Genomic DNA, 19,319 nt, shown 5'->3' with positions numbered 1-19,319 from the left:
TGATTTCGGCACCTATGTCAAACACTTTTTTCATTTTTTTTAAAAAAATGATAACACTCTGTTTATTGTAAAAGCAGCTTGGCAATTCTACGCTTGCCAACTTGTATTATATAGACTTGTCCAGCTGGTAATGCAAGTGCAGGGTCTTCGGCTTTATCACCATTGATTTTAACCGCTCCTTGCTTCACTAAACGTATCGCCTCTGAAGTACTTTGAGTTAAATTCATTTGCTTTAATAGCTGGGCCAATGAGAGCGGCTCGTCCATAGTTATAGTTTGCTCTTCTAGATCTTCTGGAATAGCTCCTTTCTGAAAACGTTCTATAAATTCTATATGAGCACGTTCCGCCTGATTTTGATCATGGAAACGCGCCACTATTTCCTTAGCAAAATCAATTTTTATGTCTCTAGGATTCGCTCCTTGAATTACAGAGCTCTTTAAAGCCTTTATTTCTTTTCCCGTTTTAAAACTAAGTAAATCAATGTATCGCCACATAAGTTCATCGGATACAGACATAATTTTGCCAAACATATCGGCTGCGGGCTCATTAATACCAATATAGTTATCAAGTGACTTAGACATTTTTTTCACCCCATCTAAGCCTTCAATTAATGGAGTCATCATCACAACTTGCGGTTCAAGCCCATAATGTTTTTGTAACTCACGCCCCATTAATAAATTAAATTTCTGATCTGAACCACCAAGCTCAACATCCGCTTTGAGTGCCACTGAATCATATCCCTGAAGTAAGGGATATAAGAACTCATGAATAGCAATTGGCTGACCAGTTGTATAGCGCTTGTTAAAATCATCTCTCTCTAGCATACGCGCGACTGTGTGTGTCGCAGCTAAACGGATTAAATCTACAGCACTAAACTGAGCAAGCCATTGGGAGTTAAATGCAACTCGTGTTTTAAGTGGATCTAAAATTTTAAAAACCTGCTCTTGATATGTCTTTGCATTTTCAATAACTGTTTCTTGACTAAGAGGTAGGCGGGTAACATTTTTTCCTGTCGGATCACCGATCATCGCCGTAAAATCACCAATTAAAAAAATGACCTCATGGCCGTATTGCTGAAATTGCCTTAACTTATTAAGTAATACAGTATGTCCTAAATGCAAATCAGGTGCAGTTGGATCAAACCCTGCTTTTATTTTTAAGGTAGTCCCTTTTTGTAATTTTTTTTCCAACTCATGCTGCGGAAGCACCTCCTCACAGCCTCTTACTAGCTCGGCACATACTGAATCTTCAACTATCATGACATCAAAACCTTTATAAATGATTGACCTATCTTCTCACACCGAGTATCTTAGCCCGGTTGGCAATTTCCTGCCATACCTAAAAGGTGATTTAAAATAATTTGTCACCCGAAAATTTAATAAATGCAGACAATAGCATAGTTCCGGATGGCAATGTATAGGCAAACGATGGATAAGAAACCTTATATATATATCGAAAAGCGAAAGACAAATAAAAATAAAAAATCTAAGCCATCTAAGGTATTAATGGGTTTTGCCTTAATTATTGCTTTTTCACTCCCCTATTTTCTTGTAAAAAAATTTTCACATAACACGCATCAAGGATCTACAACCCAATCTATTTCCTTACCTGATGTTGATGGGGATGATTCCGAAGAATATCAAGACGAAACCTATCAAGAAAATGCATATCAGAATGTAGAAGAGGAAATTGCTGAAGAGTCTAAACCTGAACTTGCCAAAGAAACGGCTAAAACAGTCGTTGCAAGTGCTATCAAAACGATTAAACCGGTTAAAAACATCGTCAAAGACAATGAATGGCAAACCATTAAACCCAGATCAGGCGACTCCATGGCAACCATCTTTAAGCGCCTTGGATTAACAGCACAAAATTTACACCTGGTAATGCAGAAGAACCCTTATGCAAAAGCACTTACTGCAATAAAACCAAGCCAGGAACTGAGATTTTTAATTAATAAAAACAAGTTGGAAAAATTAGTTATTCCAATGAATAACATCCAAACACTAACCGTCTATAGAGATGGGGCAGTCTATAAAACAAAAATAGATTCCAAAAAAGTAAAAACCCAAGAGCGTTATGTAACCGGTGTCGTTACAGGTTCGTTATATTCTACGGCGCAACGCTTAGGCATTCCTAGAAAGCTAATTCAACAAATGACTGCGGTTTTACGTAAAGAAATAGACTTCTCACGTTCAGTTCGTAGTGGTGATCGTTTCGCTATAGCCTATGACAGTCTTCATGTAGAAGGCAAAATGGTAGGCATTGGAGATATTGTTGCTGTAAGTTACACCAATCAGGGAAAAACTGCACAGGCAGTGCGACATATTAGCAGGAATGGCAACCGTGATTACTATACTCCTAAAGGCGAAAGCTTTAAGAAAGCTTTTTCACGCTATCCTATTAAGTTTAGCCATATCAGCTCAACCTTTACTTCTACAAGATACCATCCGATATTGCACTATAAAAGAGCACATAAAGGTATTGATCTGGCTGCCCCCATTGGCACACCAATTCAATCAGTCGGTGATGGAACCATTACCAATATCGGTAGACACAATGGCTATGGCAATATGATTGAAATCAAACACGATAAAACCTATAGCACACTATATGGACACATGCTTCGATTTGCAAAAGGACTATCCAAAGGCAGTAGAATCAAACGAGGTCAAGTGATAGGTTATGTTGGTCAAACAGGCCTTGCTACAGGTCCTCATTGTCATTATGAGCTTCATGTTCATAATCAACCAAGAAATCCAACAACAACCTACCTGCCTACATCTTCTCCAGTTCCTGCGCGAGAAATGGCTCAATTTAAAGCGAAGGTACGTCATGTGTTTGCTCACTTGAAATCACTTGAAAAAACAAGTTACGCCAGTAAAGATAAAAGCAAAGGGAAGAAAAAAACAAAAATTGGATAATTGTTAATTCCGTACGCGCGAATGCGAATTTGTATGAAATTCCATACCTTGTGGTAGCCCCATAACCTTTCTATAGGAATTTTAAAAAAGTAGCTTGCTTGTTTGCAACTGGGATTAATCTTTGCAAACTCTTCCCAGTTGTAAACAACCGGGCTACAAGTTTAAGTTAACATCAGTGACAGACTTAGGAAAGTTCATCCAAATAAATAACGACACACCATCACAGAGGCAATGATTCCTGCTAGATCTGCTAATAAGCCTGCGGGTATCGCATGTCGTGTCCGCCGAATTCCTATAGAACCAAAATAAACAGCGATCACATAGAATGTTGTTTCTGTGCTTCCCATCATCGTTGCTGCAATTTTAGATATGAGCGAGTCACCACCATATTGATGAACCAGTTCTGCCATCATTCCTGTTGAAGCACTTCCAGAAAAAGGACGAATTAAAGCCAATGGCAATACTTCTGGAGGCATGCCAATCATAGCGAGAAGAGGGGCAAGCAATTTTGCTAGTAAACCAAAAAAACCTGAAGCACGTAGCATGCCTATAGCCACTATCATGGCGATTAAGTAGGGCACAATACTCAAAATCGTATCAAATCCTTGTTTGGCACCAACAATAAATGCGTCAAAAACATTAATTTTTTTTACTGCTGCGGCATATAAAGGAATGCCTACAATAAAAATTAAAAGCATCCAATTGGACAATTGATTCGCAAATCCACTCATAAGCTGTCTTTCCTTCCAACACGAAATATGGATAATTTTGCTAATTGTTTTACGGAAATAATGGCAACTAGAGTAGAAATGATTGTCGCGATTAAAGAGCTGACAATGACACTACTTGGATTAGTGCTGCCGTTTGCTGCCAGATAAGCGATAGCAGTAGCAGGGATTAATTGTACGCTCGAAGTATTAATTGCTAGAAAAGTACACATAGAATTGGTTGCAATTTTTGCATGTTGGTTCAGCGTTTGTAACTCTTTCATCGCTTGCAATCCAAATGGAGTTGCTGCATTGGCAAGTCCCAGCATGTTTGCGGCGATATTCAAGGTCATAGCCCCCATTGCGGGATGATCTATGGGAATATCAGGAAATAGCCTTCTTAAAATAGGTCTAAGTAGCTTTCCCAATAAAGTAACCAAGCCTGATTCATTTGCTATAGACATGATTCCCAGCCATAGGGACATGATTCCTGCCAAGCCAAGAGCGATTTCAAAGCCAAGTTTCGCTGACTCAGTAACAGCACGAGCAACCTCATCAATACGCCCTTCTATCACACCAACTACAACAGAAATCAGTATCATCCCTAACCAGATTAAGTTGAGCATTCTTGCCTCCATACTTCCGAACGGGTTAAGATGTAGTCATTATTTTGCTTTAGATAGAAAAAACTGATGAAGTACACTCTTACTCCCTTAAAAAATCTGATTTTTGTAACCTGTTTCCTCATTTCTTTTTTAAGTTATGCTTTTGACTCAAACGCTACAGAAAAACAGGCCAATTCCTCAATAGAAGAACTATATCATAGACTAAGCAGCATGCCGAATAATTCCATGCCAGACAGGATCGATTGGTTTAGTAGCCAATTTTTAGGTATACATTATGTGCTTGGCTCCTTAGGAGAAGGCCCAAAAGCCCGATACGATCAGTTTCCCCAATACCGTGTTGATGCATTTGATTGTGATACTTATGTGAACACAGTTTTATCTTTAGCTTTGGCAAATTCTCTTACTTCATTTCAACAATGCATCAAAAATATGCGTTATAAAAATGGCACTGTATCTTATCTGCAACGAAATCATTTCCAAGGCTTAGATTGGAATCAAAACAATCAATACAACGGGATACTCAAAGACATTACATTAACGATTAAAGATAAAAATAATCAACCAGTAGCTCAAATTGCTGATGCCGTGATTAATAAACCTAATTGGTATGCTTATAAAACGGTGCAAACAATCAGACTCGAAAATGCGGATAAAGTCAAAGAACAAGAACGGTTAGATGAATTAAAAAAGAAAGGGGCTAAATTGGAAGTCGCATCAGAAAAAGTTCCTTACATTCCCTTTACCGCTCTCTTTCCCGAAAAAAATAAAGCAAATAAGTATTTATTTTCGCAAATTCCTCATGGTGCAATCATTGAAATTGTCAGACCAAACTGGAATCTAAGCGAAAAAATTGGCACTGCATTAAACATTTCCCATTTAGGGTTTGCGATTAAACATAAAGGACAATTGTATTTTCGGCAAGCTTCGTCAGAATATGGTAAGGTAATTGATGTTCCATTGATTGAATATCTTGAAAAGGCCCAAAGTAGCCCAACAATTAAAGGCATTAATGTACAAATTGTTGTCCCTACAAAACCATTAACAGATTGTAAAATGCCTGTTTAAAACCAGCGTTAGTTTAGGTAAACTACAAAACAAAAGACGTCATCCATCGCTATACTCGGGATGACAGGGAAGGCGCTGCGCTTCACCCAGGTTACACGAAGCATTAGGAACATAAAAAATGAATTACGAATTAACACAAAAGCTCTCATTATCAGACAGCGAATGTCTTGTGCTCGGCGTATTTTCTGATGCGGAACTATCTGATGCAGTGCAAGCCTTAGATAAAGAAAACCATAGTCTAATCAGCAGGCTCATTAAAAAAACATCTGAAGCAGGCGATATACAATGGCATCATAATCTACATGGAACCTTATTAATCATTCACTGTGGCGAGCAAGCTAAATTCAGTCCTTCTCAATTTAAAAAAAGAGTCACTGATATTACAGTAGCATTAATTAAACAACGTGTTCGCAGTGCAACCGTATACCTCCCTCAACTCACCCAATGCTCCGCAGACTGGCAATTGGAACAAATGATTTTGCAAATTGATAATCAACGCTATCAATTACTGGATTTTAAAAAGAAAAAAGCAAAAGCTCATCAATTAGAATCTGTAACTTTTTATTTACCTACCGCCAAAGGCGAGGGATTAATGCTAGGTAAAGCAATTGCAGCAGGCGTTGAGTTGACCCGCAATCTAGCGAATATGCCAGCTAATATCTGTACCCCCACTTATTTGGGCGAGCAAGCAATGCATTTAGCTCAAGAGTTTGCACCCAATATGAGTTGCAAGGTAATGGGGCCAGAAGAAATAAATCAAATGGGAATGGAAACTTTATTAGCAGTTGCTCAAGGTTCAGCCCAGCCACCAAGACTCATAGACATTCATTACAAAGGTGCGAAAGATGCGCCACCAATCATTCTAGTAGGCAAAGGCATTACTTTTGATTCTGGTGGATTATCCATCAAGCCTGCCAATGCTATGGATGAAATGAAATATGATATGTCAGGTGCAGCCAGTGTATTGGGTACTTTAAAAGCCTGTGCTTTACTGAAACTCCCCATTAATATAATCGGTTTGATTGCCAGTGCTGAAAACATGATAAGTGGCACTGCTGTCAAATCCGGTGATATTGTCACCAGTATGTCAGGACAAACTGTTGAAATCATTAATACAGATGCCGAAGGCCGTCTGGTATTAGCTGATGCATTAACCTATGCAGAGCGTTATCAACCCGAATTTGTCATCGATGTCGCAACGTTAACAGGTGGTATTATTGTTGCTCTGGGTACTGTAGCATCAGGTTTTATGACCCAAGATGAAGAGCTTGCACAGTTAATCGAAGCGGCAGCAAAAGAAAGCAATGACCGAGTCTGGCGTATGCCTTTGGATGATGAATACCAAGATGCGCTTGATAGCCCTTTAGCAGATATGATCAATGCAAATTTTGATCGTACTGCGAGTAGTGTTACTGCCGCGTGTTTCCTGTCCCGCTTTACTGAAAAATATCGTTGGGCACATTTAGATATCGCAGGTACGGCCTGGATTTTTGGTAAAAATCGTAACGCAACAGGCAGACCTGTTCCCTTATTAACTCAAATAATACGCCATGCCATCAATTCGCGTTGATTTTTATTTATTAGCAAGCAACCAGAACGATGCACGTTGGCTAATCGCCTGCCGCCTTTTGGAAAAAGCTTATGCTAAAGGACATAAAGTTTATGTTTTATGTAATAACCAGCAGGATGCTGAATTACTGGACGAACTGTTATGGACTTTCAAAGAAGACAGTTTTATCCCACATAACCTACAAGGAGAAGGACCTGAACCGCCTCCCCCAATTCAAATTGGCTATGGGCGTGAACCAAGAGGGTTTAATGATATTTTATTGAATCTTGCGAATTATATTCCGGATTTTTACCCCAAATTTAAGCGCATTATGGAAATCGTAATCAACGAAGAAACCGATAAAGAACAAAGTCGTGCACATTATAGAGACTATAGAGCCAAAGGTTGCGAATTACATACGCATCAGATCGATTGAATAGTCAACAAAATGGAATCCAAAACCGTGCCTGGGTACAGCGCAGCGAAACCCAGGCTACCAAGAAATGCATTAATCCCAGAGCACATCCTTATCTTTTTTGATAGCCGCTTGCAGCAAACTAATTAAAGGAACAGCACGTTTTGCCAAACTGATTTGGGGCTCACCGTCCTCTTCATTTTCAACAACTTTTTTTTCTGTACCGAGACCAGACTGCAACTTCTCTAAAGCCTCAGGAAGATTTTCGGCTTTAATCGCTCCTGGAATAGTGCCACTATGCCCCATTAGAGAAAGCAAACTTTTCGCCACATCCGCAAAATAAGTAATATTTTCATAAGCATCTGTATGAAACGTCACCAGCATAAAATCTCCTTTTTGAAATAGTTGTAGCCTGGTTGCAAGCAACCAGATTTTCTATGTTACCTGGAATGAAGCAAAAAACAGATCATGATTGTAAGCAACTGGGCTACCCATATACTCGTAGCAAATACTCAGCAACCGTACGTAACCCCATCGCCTCACCACCTTCAGGTTTACCAGGTTTATTGCCCAAGTTCCATGCCATAATATCAAAATGCATCCATGGTATGGATTTTGTCACGAAGCGTTGTAGGAATAATCCAGCAACAATTGCTCCGGCATAAGGATGATCACTGGAGTTGGCCAAGTCCGCTACATTGGAACGCAGCAACTCTTCGTATACAGCAAATAAAGGCAACCGCCAAATAGGATCAGCTGCTTGTTGAGACGCTGCGGTTACATCAACAGCCAATTGATCATTATTGGTAAATAGTGCAGCGATTTCAGTACCAACAGAAACTCTTGCAGCTCCTGTTAATGTAGCAAAATCAATCAGTAGCTCGGGCTGCTCTTCACATGCTTTTACTAAAGCATCGGCCAAAACCAAACGTCCTTCTGCGTCTGTATTATGGATCTCTACGGTTAAACCATTACGCATTGTTAAGACATCACCAGGTCTAAATGCATCAGGTCCTATAGAGTTTTCTACAGCAGGAATAAGCATTTGTAAGCGCACAGGTAAATTACGAGTCATAATCCATTGTGCGAGCCCTATGACATGTGCTGCGCCACCCATATCTTTTTTCATGAACCGCATGCCAGAGGCAGATTTAATGTCTAAGCCACCACTGTCAAAACAAACTCCCTTTCCTACAAGGGTAATTCGAGGGTTTTTCTCATCCCCCCAAGTTAATGACAACAAGCGCGGTGCTGACTTGGAGGCACGCCCAACGGCATGAATTGCTGGAAAATTATTGTTTAGTAATTCATCGCCAACCCATTGCTTAAAGTTCCCTTGATAGGTCTGTGCTAATTGCTCCACTACATCAGCTAATTCTTTTGGACCTAAATCGCTAGTTGGTTTGTTTACCAAATCCCTTACTAAAAATTGGGCTTGGGTTAATGCCAGCAGATCATTCAAATCATCCGGATGAACAACTAAAATACGAGGCCGCATCTCGTATTTTTTATATGCTTCAAAGCGATATTGTGCCAAAGCCCAATTCATTGTTGCTTCCTGAGGGCATCTGCCTTGTACCTGATAAATATTTGGTGGAAGGACTAGTGCTGCATTTGCTAAAGCCTGAACATAATTCCCATCACCTGTCCCGATATATGCTTTATCAATTAATCCATCTGCATTCTGGATAAAACATGAATCCCCTATTTTCCCTTTAAACTGATGCAAAGCAAGACAATTCTGTTCTGCAGAAGTAAGCATGCTGCTCTCTTCTTCTCTTTGAGATTGTGACATCAAATAAAGAGGAATAGCACCATCGCTCTGAGTCTCATAAAATAACTTTGCTTGCATTTTTTATTCCTTCACTTGGCCACGAAAATGAGCGGGTCTAAGTCCAGTTAATCCCAAAACTAATAAGTAAATGACTACAGCAATAAATACGTGGCCACATAAGATGCTTAAGCGCATCACTGGAGAAATTCCGAGCCAATAACTTACTGTCCCACTCATTAAAATTAAATAAATACTAATTGCCACATTCGCTAAAAACAATTGCATACTGTATTTTAACCATCCTGGTGAGGGTTTAAATACGCCACGTTTAATCAATAAAAATAATAAAGCCCCACAATTGACATAACCGGCTAATGCAGAAGCTAAAGTCAAACCAGCATGGGCAAAGTGCCAAACAAATAGAGAACAGAGTAAGGTATTAACCACCATAGAAATCGCCCCCACTTTAACTGGGGTACTGATATCTTGTCGTGCATAAAAACCTGAAGCCAATACTTTTATCATCATAAAAGCAGGTACACCTGCTCCAAGAGTAATTAAGCTTTTTTGAGTCTGAATCACATCATAAGCAGTAAATTTACCATAAGCAAAGCAACTCGCAATCAGTGGTAAAGCAAATAAACACAATCCTAAACCAGCGGGAATTCCTATAAGTAAAATGGAGCGTAATCCCCAATCTAAGGCACTCGAGTATTGGCTTAAACTTTGTTCTGCATGCCTTCGCGATAAATGAGGAAGAATCACGGTTGCAATCGCTACACCAAAAACCCCCAATGGAAAATCGGTAAGACGATCGGTGTAATACAACCATGACACACTGCCAACTTTTAAAAAAGAAGCAAAAATACTGTCAACCATTAAATTAAGTTGGGCAATAGAAACACCAAATAAAGCTGGGATCATAAGTTTGAGTACTTTATTAACCCCCGCATCATTTCTAACCAGGCGTGGCTTGACTAATAAATTACGTTGATGCAAAAAAGGGATTTGAAAAAGCAATTGCACAATACCTGCAATCAGAACACCCCAAGCCAATCCCACTACAGGACTTGGTAAATGAGGGCATAAATAAAGTGCAGCAAGAATCATACTGATGTTTAACAATACTGGTGTAAATGCAGGAATTGCAAAATAACCATAGGTATTTAATACAGCCCCAGCCATAGCGGTTAATGAAACCAGCATCAAAAAAGGAAATGTAATCCGTAACATTTCTGTTGCCAATACAGCACGGCTACTGTCATGACTAAAACCAGGCGCAAATAAAAAGATGATCACGGGTGCCGCAAATATCCCGATTAAAGTAACAACACTAAGAATTGATCCCAGATAGCCAGCGATACGCGCAATAAAAACGCGAACATCATCTGGAGAGCGTGTTTTTTGATATTCCGCAAGTACAGGTACAAAGGCTTGTGCAAAAGCGCCCTCTGCAAAGAGACGACGCATAAAATTAGGAATGCGAAAAGCTACAAAAAAGGCATCCATTCCTGCTTGGGCACCAAAAAAATTGGCAAGAACCATATCACGTACAAAACCCACTATGCGTGAAATAAAGGTCATGACGGAAACCAGTGTCGTTGAACGCAGTAAGCTCTGTCGTTTAGGTACCATAATCTCTGTTTCTGTTGCTGACATAATTTTTATGCATGAAATAAAATACTTATGATATACCTAAATGAATTAATTTTCATAACCAAAATACGAGTATAGAACTGTAAAATTTAATTGCTAAAGAGGCATTGGTTCCATATTGCCCAACTGATTATGCCTATAAATAAGACATATCGCAATAGATAGCATCAATTTATACTTTAGAAACAAAGAAGTCTATTGACAAATTCTAACTCATTGTGCATGATCATCATCTTTTTGTACCGTCTGAATGAGTGGAGATTTTTAAGTGGCAAATATTAAATCAGCGATCAAACGTGCTCGCCAAAACGTAAAATTACGTCAACACAACGCCAGTGCACGTTCAATGTTCCGCACTTACATCAAAAATGTAATTAAAGCTGTTGAATCAGGTGACAAAGAAGCCGCTCAAGCTGCCTATAGCAAAGCACAACCAGTTATTGATACAGCGGCTGGAAAGGGCTTAATTCATAAAAATAAAGCTGCTCGTATTAAAAGCCGTTTAGTGGCTCGTGTTAAGGCAATGTCTGCTTAATCGTATAATTCATTTGCTTCGAACTGGCAATGCCAGTTCGATTCTTTATTACATTTCTTGTTAGCCATCAATAAAACAGCTTGGCGTGTGACTCTGATACGTCATCAACTTTTTATACACAAAGTTTTTAATAATTAATAGTAATGATTAATTGAGATCTAAACTCGTGAGCAACAATTAATTCAGCAAACGCTGGGCTTTACAGCCCAGCCTGCACGTCAACAGGAAAGAGAAGGAGGAAGTGGCTGGTCATCATCCATGTGAGAAGATTCCATGTTTGCGGCTACAGTTCCTCTTGCATGGAGTATATCATTCATTAATGATTCATGTAGATCGAATGATTGTAATATAGTCAACAGATGACTATTGGTTTGCATCAGTTTAATAATCTGTCCTGCAACTACTTCATCTTGAGGATAAGGTATTAATCTCTCTAAGGCCCCTTCGATAAGTTGGTTTTTCTTTTGGATTTGAGCTTCTATTTCATCAACTTCATCTAGTGAACTTGCCGCGCCAAGACGTTTTTTAAATGCTTCTTCCTGCATCATAAGTAGTTCTGTAATTGGTTTAAGTTCTTTTAATTTCGTGATGAAAAGCAATAATGCTTCACTTTGTTCATTCGTTAAATCAGTTAGTGATTCTTGCACACTCAATAACTCTTTTTTAGCAACAATACTTTTCGCTGCAAGTTCTGTGTAATTCAACAAGGTCCGTATGTGTTCGAAATTAGGTTGAGAAGTCAAATGCGCCATCACTTTTGGCATAACCTCTTTATCAGCCCCACTCATCAGTTCTAATAAAAATTGATGAACTATTTTTCCCTCGTCGATCAGTTTTTGAACGACCCCATCGAACTGCTCCTTTGTTTGTACCACATAAAGTTCATCTTGAAGGGCAGCCAATGTTTGGCACAAATCCCCAGCCTTTGATTCGGCTGCAGCAAATTTTTCAACAACTCGGTTAGTATGCTCTTTATTGTCCTGAAAAAGTCTACCCATTTCTATTTTCCTCAATGTAATTAGCGCTGTGCTTAAACATGTAACATTATTACGACTTCTTTTGCACTTTGTTTTGCCTGTTCATTTTCTTTTTGTAAGTCGCCAAGAAAAGAAATGCTCACAGGTACTTTAGGTGTTGCGCCTCGCTGTTCTACCATAGGGTGCTCGCTCTTCACAGGTACAGGTACCTTAGGTGTTGCGTCTAGCTGTTCTACCATGGGGTGCTCGTTTTGCACTCTCACTGGAACATTTACCGTTACTACCTCTGGTGCTCTACTAACATCCTTAGGTACAGCCAACCTTTTTCTCGCATCCTCAAGTATAAACTCCTTTGCTTTTGCCACAGCAGCTTGAACACTATGCGCCCACTTTGGAACGTCTGGTAGCTCCTTTTTAAGTTTATCATCTCGTCCTGGCCCCGAACCCACCTGATATCGCGTTCCTCTAAGTTTAGACGGATCAGTTATCTCGGGAGTAAGCCCTCTGCTTCCGCCTAGCTTTCTAAACTCCACAAGATCATTATACTCCTGATCCACTTTCGCTAATAATACACTTAGTTTGTCCGTTGTTAGACCCTCGCTAACAATCCGCTCTATTTCCTTCCTTGCTTTTTCATAGTCTACCTTTAATTCAGAAAGATTAATTCGGCAAGGTTCTTGTTGATGAGAAAATAGCTCTAACTCAATCACATCTTCTAGGTCTAATTTTTGTGAAGGATCACTCAAGTATTGCTCTTCAAGTGAAGGGGCAGTTCCTTCCTTTTTCACCCATTTTGCATGAAACTCTGCAAACTTTTGACAAAGCGCTTCAACTTCACCGTCGCTAAAAAATTCTTGATAAATTTCTGTTTTTGCAAGACCACGCAAATGTTGATTAAATTCTTTTGGAGTATAGGACTTATTATTTTTTAATCGATAATGGTTATGATTTTGCCAGAATTCTGTTTTATCATGGTGCATTAATTTACCATGGAGTTCATCGCTGCCTCGGAGATATAAATCACATCCATCCTCAACTTCTTCTCTTTGAACTTTGGCTGCAGCATTAAATAATTTATCTCTAAACGCTTGGGGGTACTGATCCAGTCCATCTTGAGTCCAAAAGTACCAAGTTAAAGTGTATCCTTTAACCTGCACTGCAACTTGTACCTCTATTTCCTCTCCTTCATCCCTAATTTCATAGACAACGCCCTTGGTCAATCTAAATTTCAAGCCTTCTTCATTAAATTCTTGTTCTTTCTTGCGGTATTCCGCGTTATTACCCGAAGCGGCAAGCAGTTGAAGCTCGTTAGTTTGTTTCGTATTTGTATAAGAAGTAACTTTAGGGACAGTATGTTTTTTCTTTAAAAAAACAAAAAAAGGATTAGGCATAATAAACCACCATCAATTTATAAAATGCAAAAAAAGATCCATATTGGTTGCATATTTTAACCTATGTTTAAAATACAAGCAATCCTTGCTTGCATTTATAGTCCTATGAAAAGTACCTATTGCTTTAATAAAAACAATTAACTAATGAAGGTGTATATGGGGAATAGATATCAATCTAAAGGCTACAACACCCGAAACTGACCTCTCTATCATCATGCCGTTGATAACTGTCTTCTTTACTGTAACTATTTTTTTGTTCATCAGCTTTAGGAATGGGGGGGAATGTTGCAAAAAAATGCGGCCCTTTACACATGCTATTTTTTCCCAAAAAAAAACGAGAATCCAGGGAAGCAGAGCTTGCTTTTAACGTCTTACTATCAGTTTCAGTAAGCCAGGTTACCTGTTTATCAGTCAGAGAATGAACTTTTTTCAACTCGCCAATAAAAAATAATTTTTCATCACCACTTAATGAAAACAACATTTCAATCGCTGATTTAGAGCCTGCTAGCTTAATGATTACATCATGAACGTTTGTTTTCGAAACCACATCTTGAGTATTTTGTAGGGCACTAATTAAGAGCACTAAAGGCGAATGAGTATAATCGCCAATCGTACTTTCAGGCGCGCAGTGCATAAAAGCATCGCCTAGCCCTTTAGGACCTGTCTGAATCAAATCAACTAAAAAGTCAGATATTTGCGCTATTGGAATTTGATGGTCGATTGCAGCAACCATGGCACGCACTAACATCATAATGCCATTTAGATTAACATGCTCCCCATCATGAATGGTGTCCATTAAAGCTAAATTAACTTTTTCACTCGTATCTTTCTTCCACAAGTGGTGCACTAGATGAGTTAAAGTCTTTACAGCTTCTGAGCTTCGTCTGCTGTATGCAGCAGAAACAAGTGAAATCAGAATAATGTGTAGAACATGTTTCCCTTTATAAGGACCTTGATCATGAATTTTACATAAAGCATCAATCAAATCTTGAGAGCAAATTTTATTCAAATCGATCAGAATGTCACTAATTAGCTGTATGAGTTTCGCATTATTATCTACCGCATTATTTATTGCACCCGCTAAAACATAGACGCCACTTTTACCTTGAAAAGAACCATGTCTAATTTCCTGAGTCAAAGAAGTACCCAGAATAGCTGGAGACTTTTTAACAAATCCCATCAAGAGTTTAGCAAGTAACTCAGCTGTAGACTGAGTGGTCGGTGTAGTAGCATTTGCCAAAGCACGCGTAAGTACAAGAATCGCATTTTTCCCTTTTTCGCTCCCTTCCTCCATATTTTTTGTGACAACATTAGAAAGAGCATCTCCCTTTTGCTCTAACAGTTGACTAAAAATATAGTGTATAGCAACAACTGCTGAGGTATTTCTGGGGTCGTAAGTTGCAGAAAAGAGACTGTCCATCCATGCATAAGCAACAGTTTGCCCTGCAAATTTTCCGCCAAGGGACTGCGCAAAAATTGAAATTAAAATATCTGGATTTTCAGCAGAGTTCAATTGATAAAAAAGCGAACAAATCTGTTGTACTGCACCCTCATCATACAAGCTTACAGCACTTTGAAGGGCGTAAGTTAGCCAGTAGGAAAAATTACTTTGCAGCAAATCACTGGCCTTAGGGGTATTCATTACAAAATGATAAAGCTTTCCAATCAACCAATCTAAGTCATCTTTTGAAAGCTCAGGAGACTTATCACCTTGATATTGAGCGAATGGTGTAGTGAGAAAACCGGAGTGGAATGAAGTTTTACCGCCCATGTAAGTATTGGCCTAAAAAAATACAGTGTTGATTTTTATTATGATAGCATATGATTTTATATACAAGAAGCTTATTGCATTGCGATATTTTAGATGTGCAATCGGTGTAACTGCCTTAAATTTAAAGCAGTTATACTTTAAAAAGAAAGGAGAACGTTGGAGTTACTACCGGCCATGTGATATGTGTTTCTTTGTTATCCTTTGCTTTTGCATTAATAGTGCTACTTGGTCAATCACGAATAAGCAGGAACATCATGCTGTACTTCCCGGGTTATGCCATGCATCACCCGGGACTAAACTGGTGAATTACCTAACCATAAATACTTACTCTTCGTGCTTGATTCAATTGATCAAAAGTACGTTTTGCAGGTGCGAAATTGGGATATTGGGTCACTAAACGCTGTAAAATCATACGTGATAAAATTTCATCTCCTTGATTCCACTCATTTACTGCTTCTAGATACATAAAATCTGCAGTTTGTCCTGCAGTAACAGGCACTTTATTCATCAATACAGGCTCAATAAAACTGACACGAGCTTGAGTTTGTGCTTCCAATCTCTGTAAAACTTTACGTGCCTGCATGCAGCCATTATCACTGGCCTGCTGCAATAATTGCTTGCCTTTAGAAACAGAACGCTCACCCGCAGTGCCCTCAAGATAATAAGTACCTAATTGATATTGTGCGTAAGCATTTTGACGTACGGCCAATTTTTCATAAAGACTTGCGGCCATTTTTGGGTTTTTCTCAACACCCAAACCATAATGGTACATTCTTGCTAAAGCCAACATCGCTTTCTCATTCCCTTTATCTGCAGATTGTTGGTAGTATTTGAGTGCGCTATTGAAATCAAGCTTGGTAGTAACTCCCGTTTCAGACAATAATCCCAACTGGTAAAGCGCATTAGCATTTCCTAAAGCCGCTGCTTTTTGATACCAGGATAAAGCTTGTTGCGTATCACGAGATTGCCCCAAGCCATTGAAATAAATTGCTCCTAATTGATTCATTGCCTCATGAACCTGCTGAGTTGCTGCTTGCACAAATAAGTCTCTGGCTTTTTGGTAATTGACTGGCGTTCCTTTACCATATAAATACATGAGCGCCAGATTATATACCCCTAAAGCATCCCCTTTTGCGGCAGCTTGTTCATAATCTTTTAACGCCTGAGCATAATTATCATTGACTGTTTCATCAATAAAGCCTAAGGCGACAGAAGCCTCTGGCAGAGCTGTGGCTGCTTTCTGATACCACTGCTTAGCCAAACTATAATCAGGCTCTCCACTTTCACCCAGTTGATAAAATTGGGCTAATAAATACTGAGCAAGAGGATTGCCTTGCTCCGCAGAAGCAGTGTACCAACGTTGTGCATCTGCCAAGTTAGGTTCAGCACCCAATCCTTTTTCCAGCATAAAAGCTAATTTCAATTGCGCATACTGATCTCCTTTTGCAGCCAAGCCGGTATAAATTTGTTTGGCTTCTTGCATTTTTTGCGGATCAGAATTTTCTGCTAAATAGTAATCAGCTAAAACAATACCAGCATGACTGTTCCCTAATTTATAAGAGCGGATCAAATTAGGTAAAAAGTCTTCTTTGCTTTGTTTCTCTAATACTGCCATATTAAAGTCAGCATATGAGAACTTGTCATCAACAGATTGCTGTAATTGCGCGATACCTTTTTGCTTGTCTTTCGCAATTCCTTTTCCTTCAGCAGTATAAGTCCCCAGGATAAAATCGCTCACCGCATTTTGTCCTGCTTGTTGGTACCAAGTAATCGCTTGTCCTGGATCTGCTTTTACACCAATACCCCTGTCATAGAGCAAACCGAGTAATAACGCAGCGTTTTCATCACCAGTAGCCGCTTGTTCCTTAGCAACCAGAAAAGCGTGTGCTTGTCTTTGTTTGTCCTGATCCATCGCATTATAAAACGCAAGCGGCAGTAACGCTTGAGAAACACCACGCTCTGCTGCTCCTTGATACAATTGACGAATCATCGCTATTTTGTGCTGTCTCACATTCACACTCAAGCCACTATCATTTTGACGTGCTAAGTTATCTGCTAACTCATATTCTGCAGGGCCATAATTATTCGCTGCAGCAAGATATAACATAGACGTCGCTTGTTCTTGATTTGGTTGGATGTATACTGTGCCGTCTGGGCCAGTTATGCCTTGTGACAGAATTCTAGCCAAAACATATTGAGATTTTTTATTGCCTTTAAAAGCCGCATCAGTCAAATCATTTAATGCAAGCTGATAATCTTGTTTGTCCTTGGCATGCTGCAAATATAAAATCCCTAAATTGTATTCAGCGCCCAAATGTTGTTGTTGCGCTGCATTTTGATAAAAAATAATTGCAGAAGAATCACTTTGCGCCACACCAATGCCATATTGAAACATTTGCCCTATTTGAAATTGTGATTGAGCATCTCCCAATATCGCCTTAAAGTATAAATGATTAAACATACACATATAGTTAAGTTGTGCTTGCCATCCTTGAGTCCATAAATCTATGACACTGGCTTGTGAATTATCATCATAATCATAATAATTGGCATCAATATAAGGTACGGGTTGATTTATTTGGGCATATATTGGCGTATTTATCCTATCTAAAGCAGATAATTGTTGATCCAGAGGATAGAGAGGATATGTCCATTGATTCGCCTGAAAACCAGGGGTTTTATTCAAAATTGCATCATAGTAACTGGTTATAGGAACATCATTAGGTTGAACTAATTCAAACTGGGGTTTAAAAATAGATTGACGCATGACCCGTTTCAATTGTGGTGCCTGATTATAAGCAAAATCGCCTAATACTGTGGGATTTTGCCAAGCACTCAATATTCCTTTCATTTGAAAGTCTGTTTGCTCCAATTTATCTGTTGTACCATTACTTAACCAAAGTGCTGCCTGTGCTAAAGCAGCCTCTTGATTTTTTGAGCTTTCGTCTTGATTCGCCTGATTGAGCCATTGCTTAGCCAAATTAGGATCAGCATCTACGCCTATCCCTTTTTGATACATTGCAGCCAATTCACGTTTTCCTTGTGGTAAGCCATCTTGCGCTGCTTTTAAGGTCCACATGAAGGCAGTTTTTGGATCATAAACTGGGCTTTTAGTTTGTAAATAAATATGAGCCAAATCCAAATATGCTTCATCATTATGCTGATTTGTTGCCTGGGTAAACCACTTCAAGGCTTGTTCTTTTTGATTGTTCTGCAGCGCCAACTCACCCAAAGCAACCATTGCAGGTGCAAAACCTTGAGCAGCTGCTTGGTTTAGTAATTCCTCACCTTTCTTTTCATCCTTATCAACCAGCTTCCCTTCAAGATAAAGTTGTCCCAATCTGGTTATTGCCTGGGTGTTACCATTGTTCACAGCCTTATTTAACCAGATAAGACCTAATTTTTTATTTGCTGAATTACGACTATCAATAAAATTCGCTGCTAAAGTAAATTGTGCAATAGAGTTACCATTTTTTGCCGCATTAATGTAATAACGAGTAGCAGCATCCGAGTTACGCTTTACGCCAACCCCATACATGTATGCCGCTGCTGTAAACATTTGTGCATCAACATCGCCAGCATCTGCCGCTTTTTTAAACCATGCAAAAGCCTGTTGTGGATCTTTCTCATGTAATAAAGTGTATTTGGCCAGAATCTGGATTGCAGGAAGATACCCTTTTTGCGCTGATTGGGTAAAATAGCGCATCGCCAATTGAGTATTTTTTAATTGACCATATCCATAAAGATAAATTCGCCCCAAGTAGTAATCAGCAACTGCATTTTTCCCTGATTGATTCATTAAAGGCTCTATCGCTTTATTATAATTCCCTAATCGATAGGCACTGAAATCATCAGCAAAAGCATGTTGGCTTGCTGATGCAACGAATAAACATACCCAAGGTACTAGCGCTTTCATGAAAATTCTCCCTCTT

15 protein-coding genes are annotated in these 19,319 nt (G+C 39.1%); 5 read left to right on the top strand and 10 right to left on the bottom strand.

All coding sequences use genetic code 11. The features are described from left to right. Window positions 1–62 precede the first annotated feature (62 nt). A complete protein-coding gene (gene tyrS / locus BGO44_RS18525) occupies window positions 63–1,259 on the bottom strand; it encodes a tyrosine--tRNA ligase (RefSeq protein WP_058510637.1) in 1,197 nt (398 codons plus the stop codon). A gap of 168 nt (window positions 1,260–1,427) precedes the next feature. On the opposite strand from tyrS, the gene BGO44_RS18520 reads away from it, so the two are divergent. Further along, on the top strand, window positions 1,428–2,921 hold the full coding sequence (locus BGO44_RS18520; protein ID WP_273201486.1) for a M23 family metallopeptidase: 1,494 nt from the start codon (window positions 1,428–1,430) through the stop codon (window positions 2,919–2,921). Between the two features lie 194 nt (window positions 2,922–3,115). Here BGO44_RS18520 and BGO44_RS18515 read toward each other — a convergent pair whose 3' ends face one another. Both BGO44_RS18515 and BGO44_RS18510 read right to left on the bottom strand, forming a co-directional pair. Continuing rightward, the gene (locus tag BGO44_RS18515) at window positions 3,116–3,652 is read right to left on the bottom strand and encodes a spore maturation protein (RefSeq protein ID WP_058510639.1); all 537 of its coding nucleotides are present in this window, start codon (window positions 3,650–3,652) and stop codon (window positions 3,116–3,118) included. Next, window positions 3,649–4,254, bottom strand: a complete 606-nt coding sequence (locus BGO44_RS18510) for a nucleoside recognition domain-containing protein (RefSeq protein WP_058510640.1) — start codon at window positions 4,252–4,254, stop codon at window positions 3,649–3,651. The genes BGO44_RS18515 and BGO44_RS18510 overlap by 4 nt, the downstream gene beginning before the upstream one ends. A 66-nt stretch (window positions 4,255–4,320) precedes the next feature. Here BGO44_RS18510 and BGO44_RS18505 point away from each other — a divergent pair, with 66 nt between their 5' ends. The 3 genes from BGO44_RS18505 (at window position 4,321) to BGO44_RS18495 (ending at window position 7,304) form a co-directional block, all read left to right on the top strand. Further along, window positions 4,321–5,319, top strand: a complete 999-nt coding sequence (locus BGO44_RS18505) for an N-acetylmuramoyl-L-alanine amidase-like domain-containing protein (RefSeq protein WP_273201482.1) — start codon at window positions 4,321–4,323, stop codon at window positions 5,317–5,319. A 118-nt stretch (window positions 5,320–5,437) separates the two neighbouring features. Next, window positions 5,438–6,889 carry a leucyl aminopeptidase gene (locus tag BGO44_RS18500; protein ID WP_273201480.1) on the top strand — a complete coding sequence of 484 codons (1,452 nt, stop codon included), beginning with the start codon at window positions 5,438–5,440 and terminating at the stop codon, window positions 6,887–6,889. After that, window positions 6,870–7,304: a DNA polymerase III subunit chi gene (locus BGO44_RS18495; RefSeq protein ID WP_058510643.1), complete on the top strand. Its 435-nt coding sequence runs from the start codon at window positions 6,870–6,872 to the stop codon at window positions 7,302–7,304. The genes BGO44_RS18500 and BGO44_RS18495 overlap by 20 nt, the downstream gene beginning before the upstream one ends. Before the next feature lie 72 nt (window positions 7,305–7,376). Here BGO44_RS18495 and BGO44_RS18490 read toward each other — a convergent pair whose 3' ends face one another. The 3 genes from BGO44_RS18490 to murJ all read right to left on the bottom strand — a co-directional run bounded on the left by BGO44_RS18490 (window position 7,377) and on the right by murJ (window position 10,716). After that, window positions 7,377–7,667: a DUF1840 domain-containing protein gene (locus BGO44_RS18490; RefSeq protein ID WP_058510644.1), complete on the bottom strand. Its 291-nt coding sequence runs from the start codon at window positions 7,665–7,667 to the stop codon at window positions 7,377–7,379. Between the two features lie 103 nt (window positions 7,668–7,770). Beyond that, entirely contained in the window at window positions 7,771–9,135 is a 1,365-nt protein-coding gene (locus BGO44_RS18485; protein ID WP_058510645.1) for a leucyl aminopeptidase family protein, read from the bottom strand. Between the two features lie 3 nt (window positions 9,136–9,138). Beyond that, complete coding sequence (gene murJ, locus BGO44_RS18480) at window positions 9,139–10,716, bottom strand: murein biosynthesis integral membrane protein MurJ (RefSeq protein WP_058510646.1); 1,578 nt, start codon at window positions 10,714–10,716, stop codon at window positions 9,139–9,141. A gap of 265 nt (window positions 10,717–10,981) precedes the next feature. Here murJ and rpsT point away from each other — a divergent pair, with 265 nt between their 5' ends. Further along, a complete protein-coding gene (gene rpsT / locus BGO44_RS18475; RefSeq protein ID WP_058510647.1) occupies window positions 10,982–11,248 on the top strand; it encodes a 30S ribosomal protein S20 in 267 nt (88 codons plus the stop codon). Window positions 11,249–11,466: 218 nt separating this feature from the next. Here the strand turns inward: rpsT and BGO44_RS18470 are convergent, their stop codons facing one another. The 4 genes from BGO44_RS18470 to BGO44_RS18455 all read right to left on the bottom strand — a co-directional run bounded on the left by BGO44_RS18470 (window position 11,467) and on the right by BGO44_RS18455 (window position 19,303). After that, the gene (locus BGO44_RS18470) at window positions 11,467–12,246 is read right to left on the bottom strand and encodes a hypothetical protein (RefSeq protein WP_058510648.1); all 780 of its coding nucleotides are present in this window, start codon (window positions 12,244–12,246) and stop codon (window positions 11,467–11,469) included. Between the two features lie 32 nt (window positions 12,247–12,278). Next, complete coding sequence (locus BGO44_RS18465; RefSeq protein WP_058510649.1) at window positions 12,279–13,616, bottom strand: hypothetical protein; 1,338 nt, start codon at window positions 13,614–13,616, stop codon at window positions 12,279–12,281. A gap of 175 nt (window positions 13,617–13,791) precedes the next feature. Continuing rightward, window positions 13,792–15,387, bottom strand: coding sequence for a hypothetical protein (locus BGO44_RS18460; RefSeq protein WP_273201476.1), 1,596 nt, complete (start codon window positions 15,385–15,387; stop codon window positions 13,792–13,794). 310 nt (window positions 15,388–15,697) lie between these two features. After that, the gene (locus BGO44_RS18455) at window positions 15,698–19,303 is read right to left on the bottom strand and encodes an SEL1-like repeat protein (protein ID WP_273201474.1); all 3,606 of its coding nucleotides are present in this window, start codon (window positions 19,301–19,303) and stop codon (window positions 15,698–15,700) included. Window positions 19,304–19,319 lie beyond the last annotated feature (16 nt).

The organism is Legionella sp. 39-23, assembly GCF_001897665.1.
Lineage (GTDB): Bacteria > Pseudomonadota > Gammaproteobacteria > Legionellales > Legionellaceae > Legionella > Legionella steelei.
Note: the sequence above shows the minus strand (reverse complement) of the source record. Positions and strands in the feature narration are given on the sequence as shown.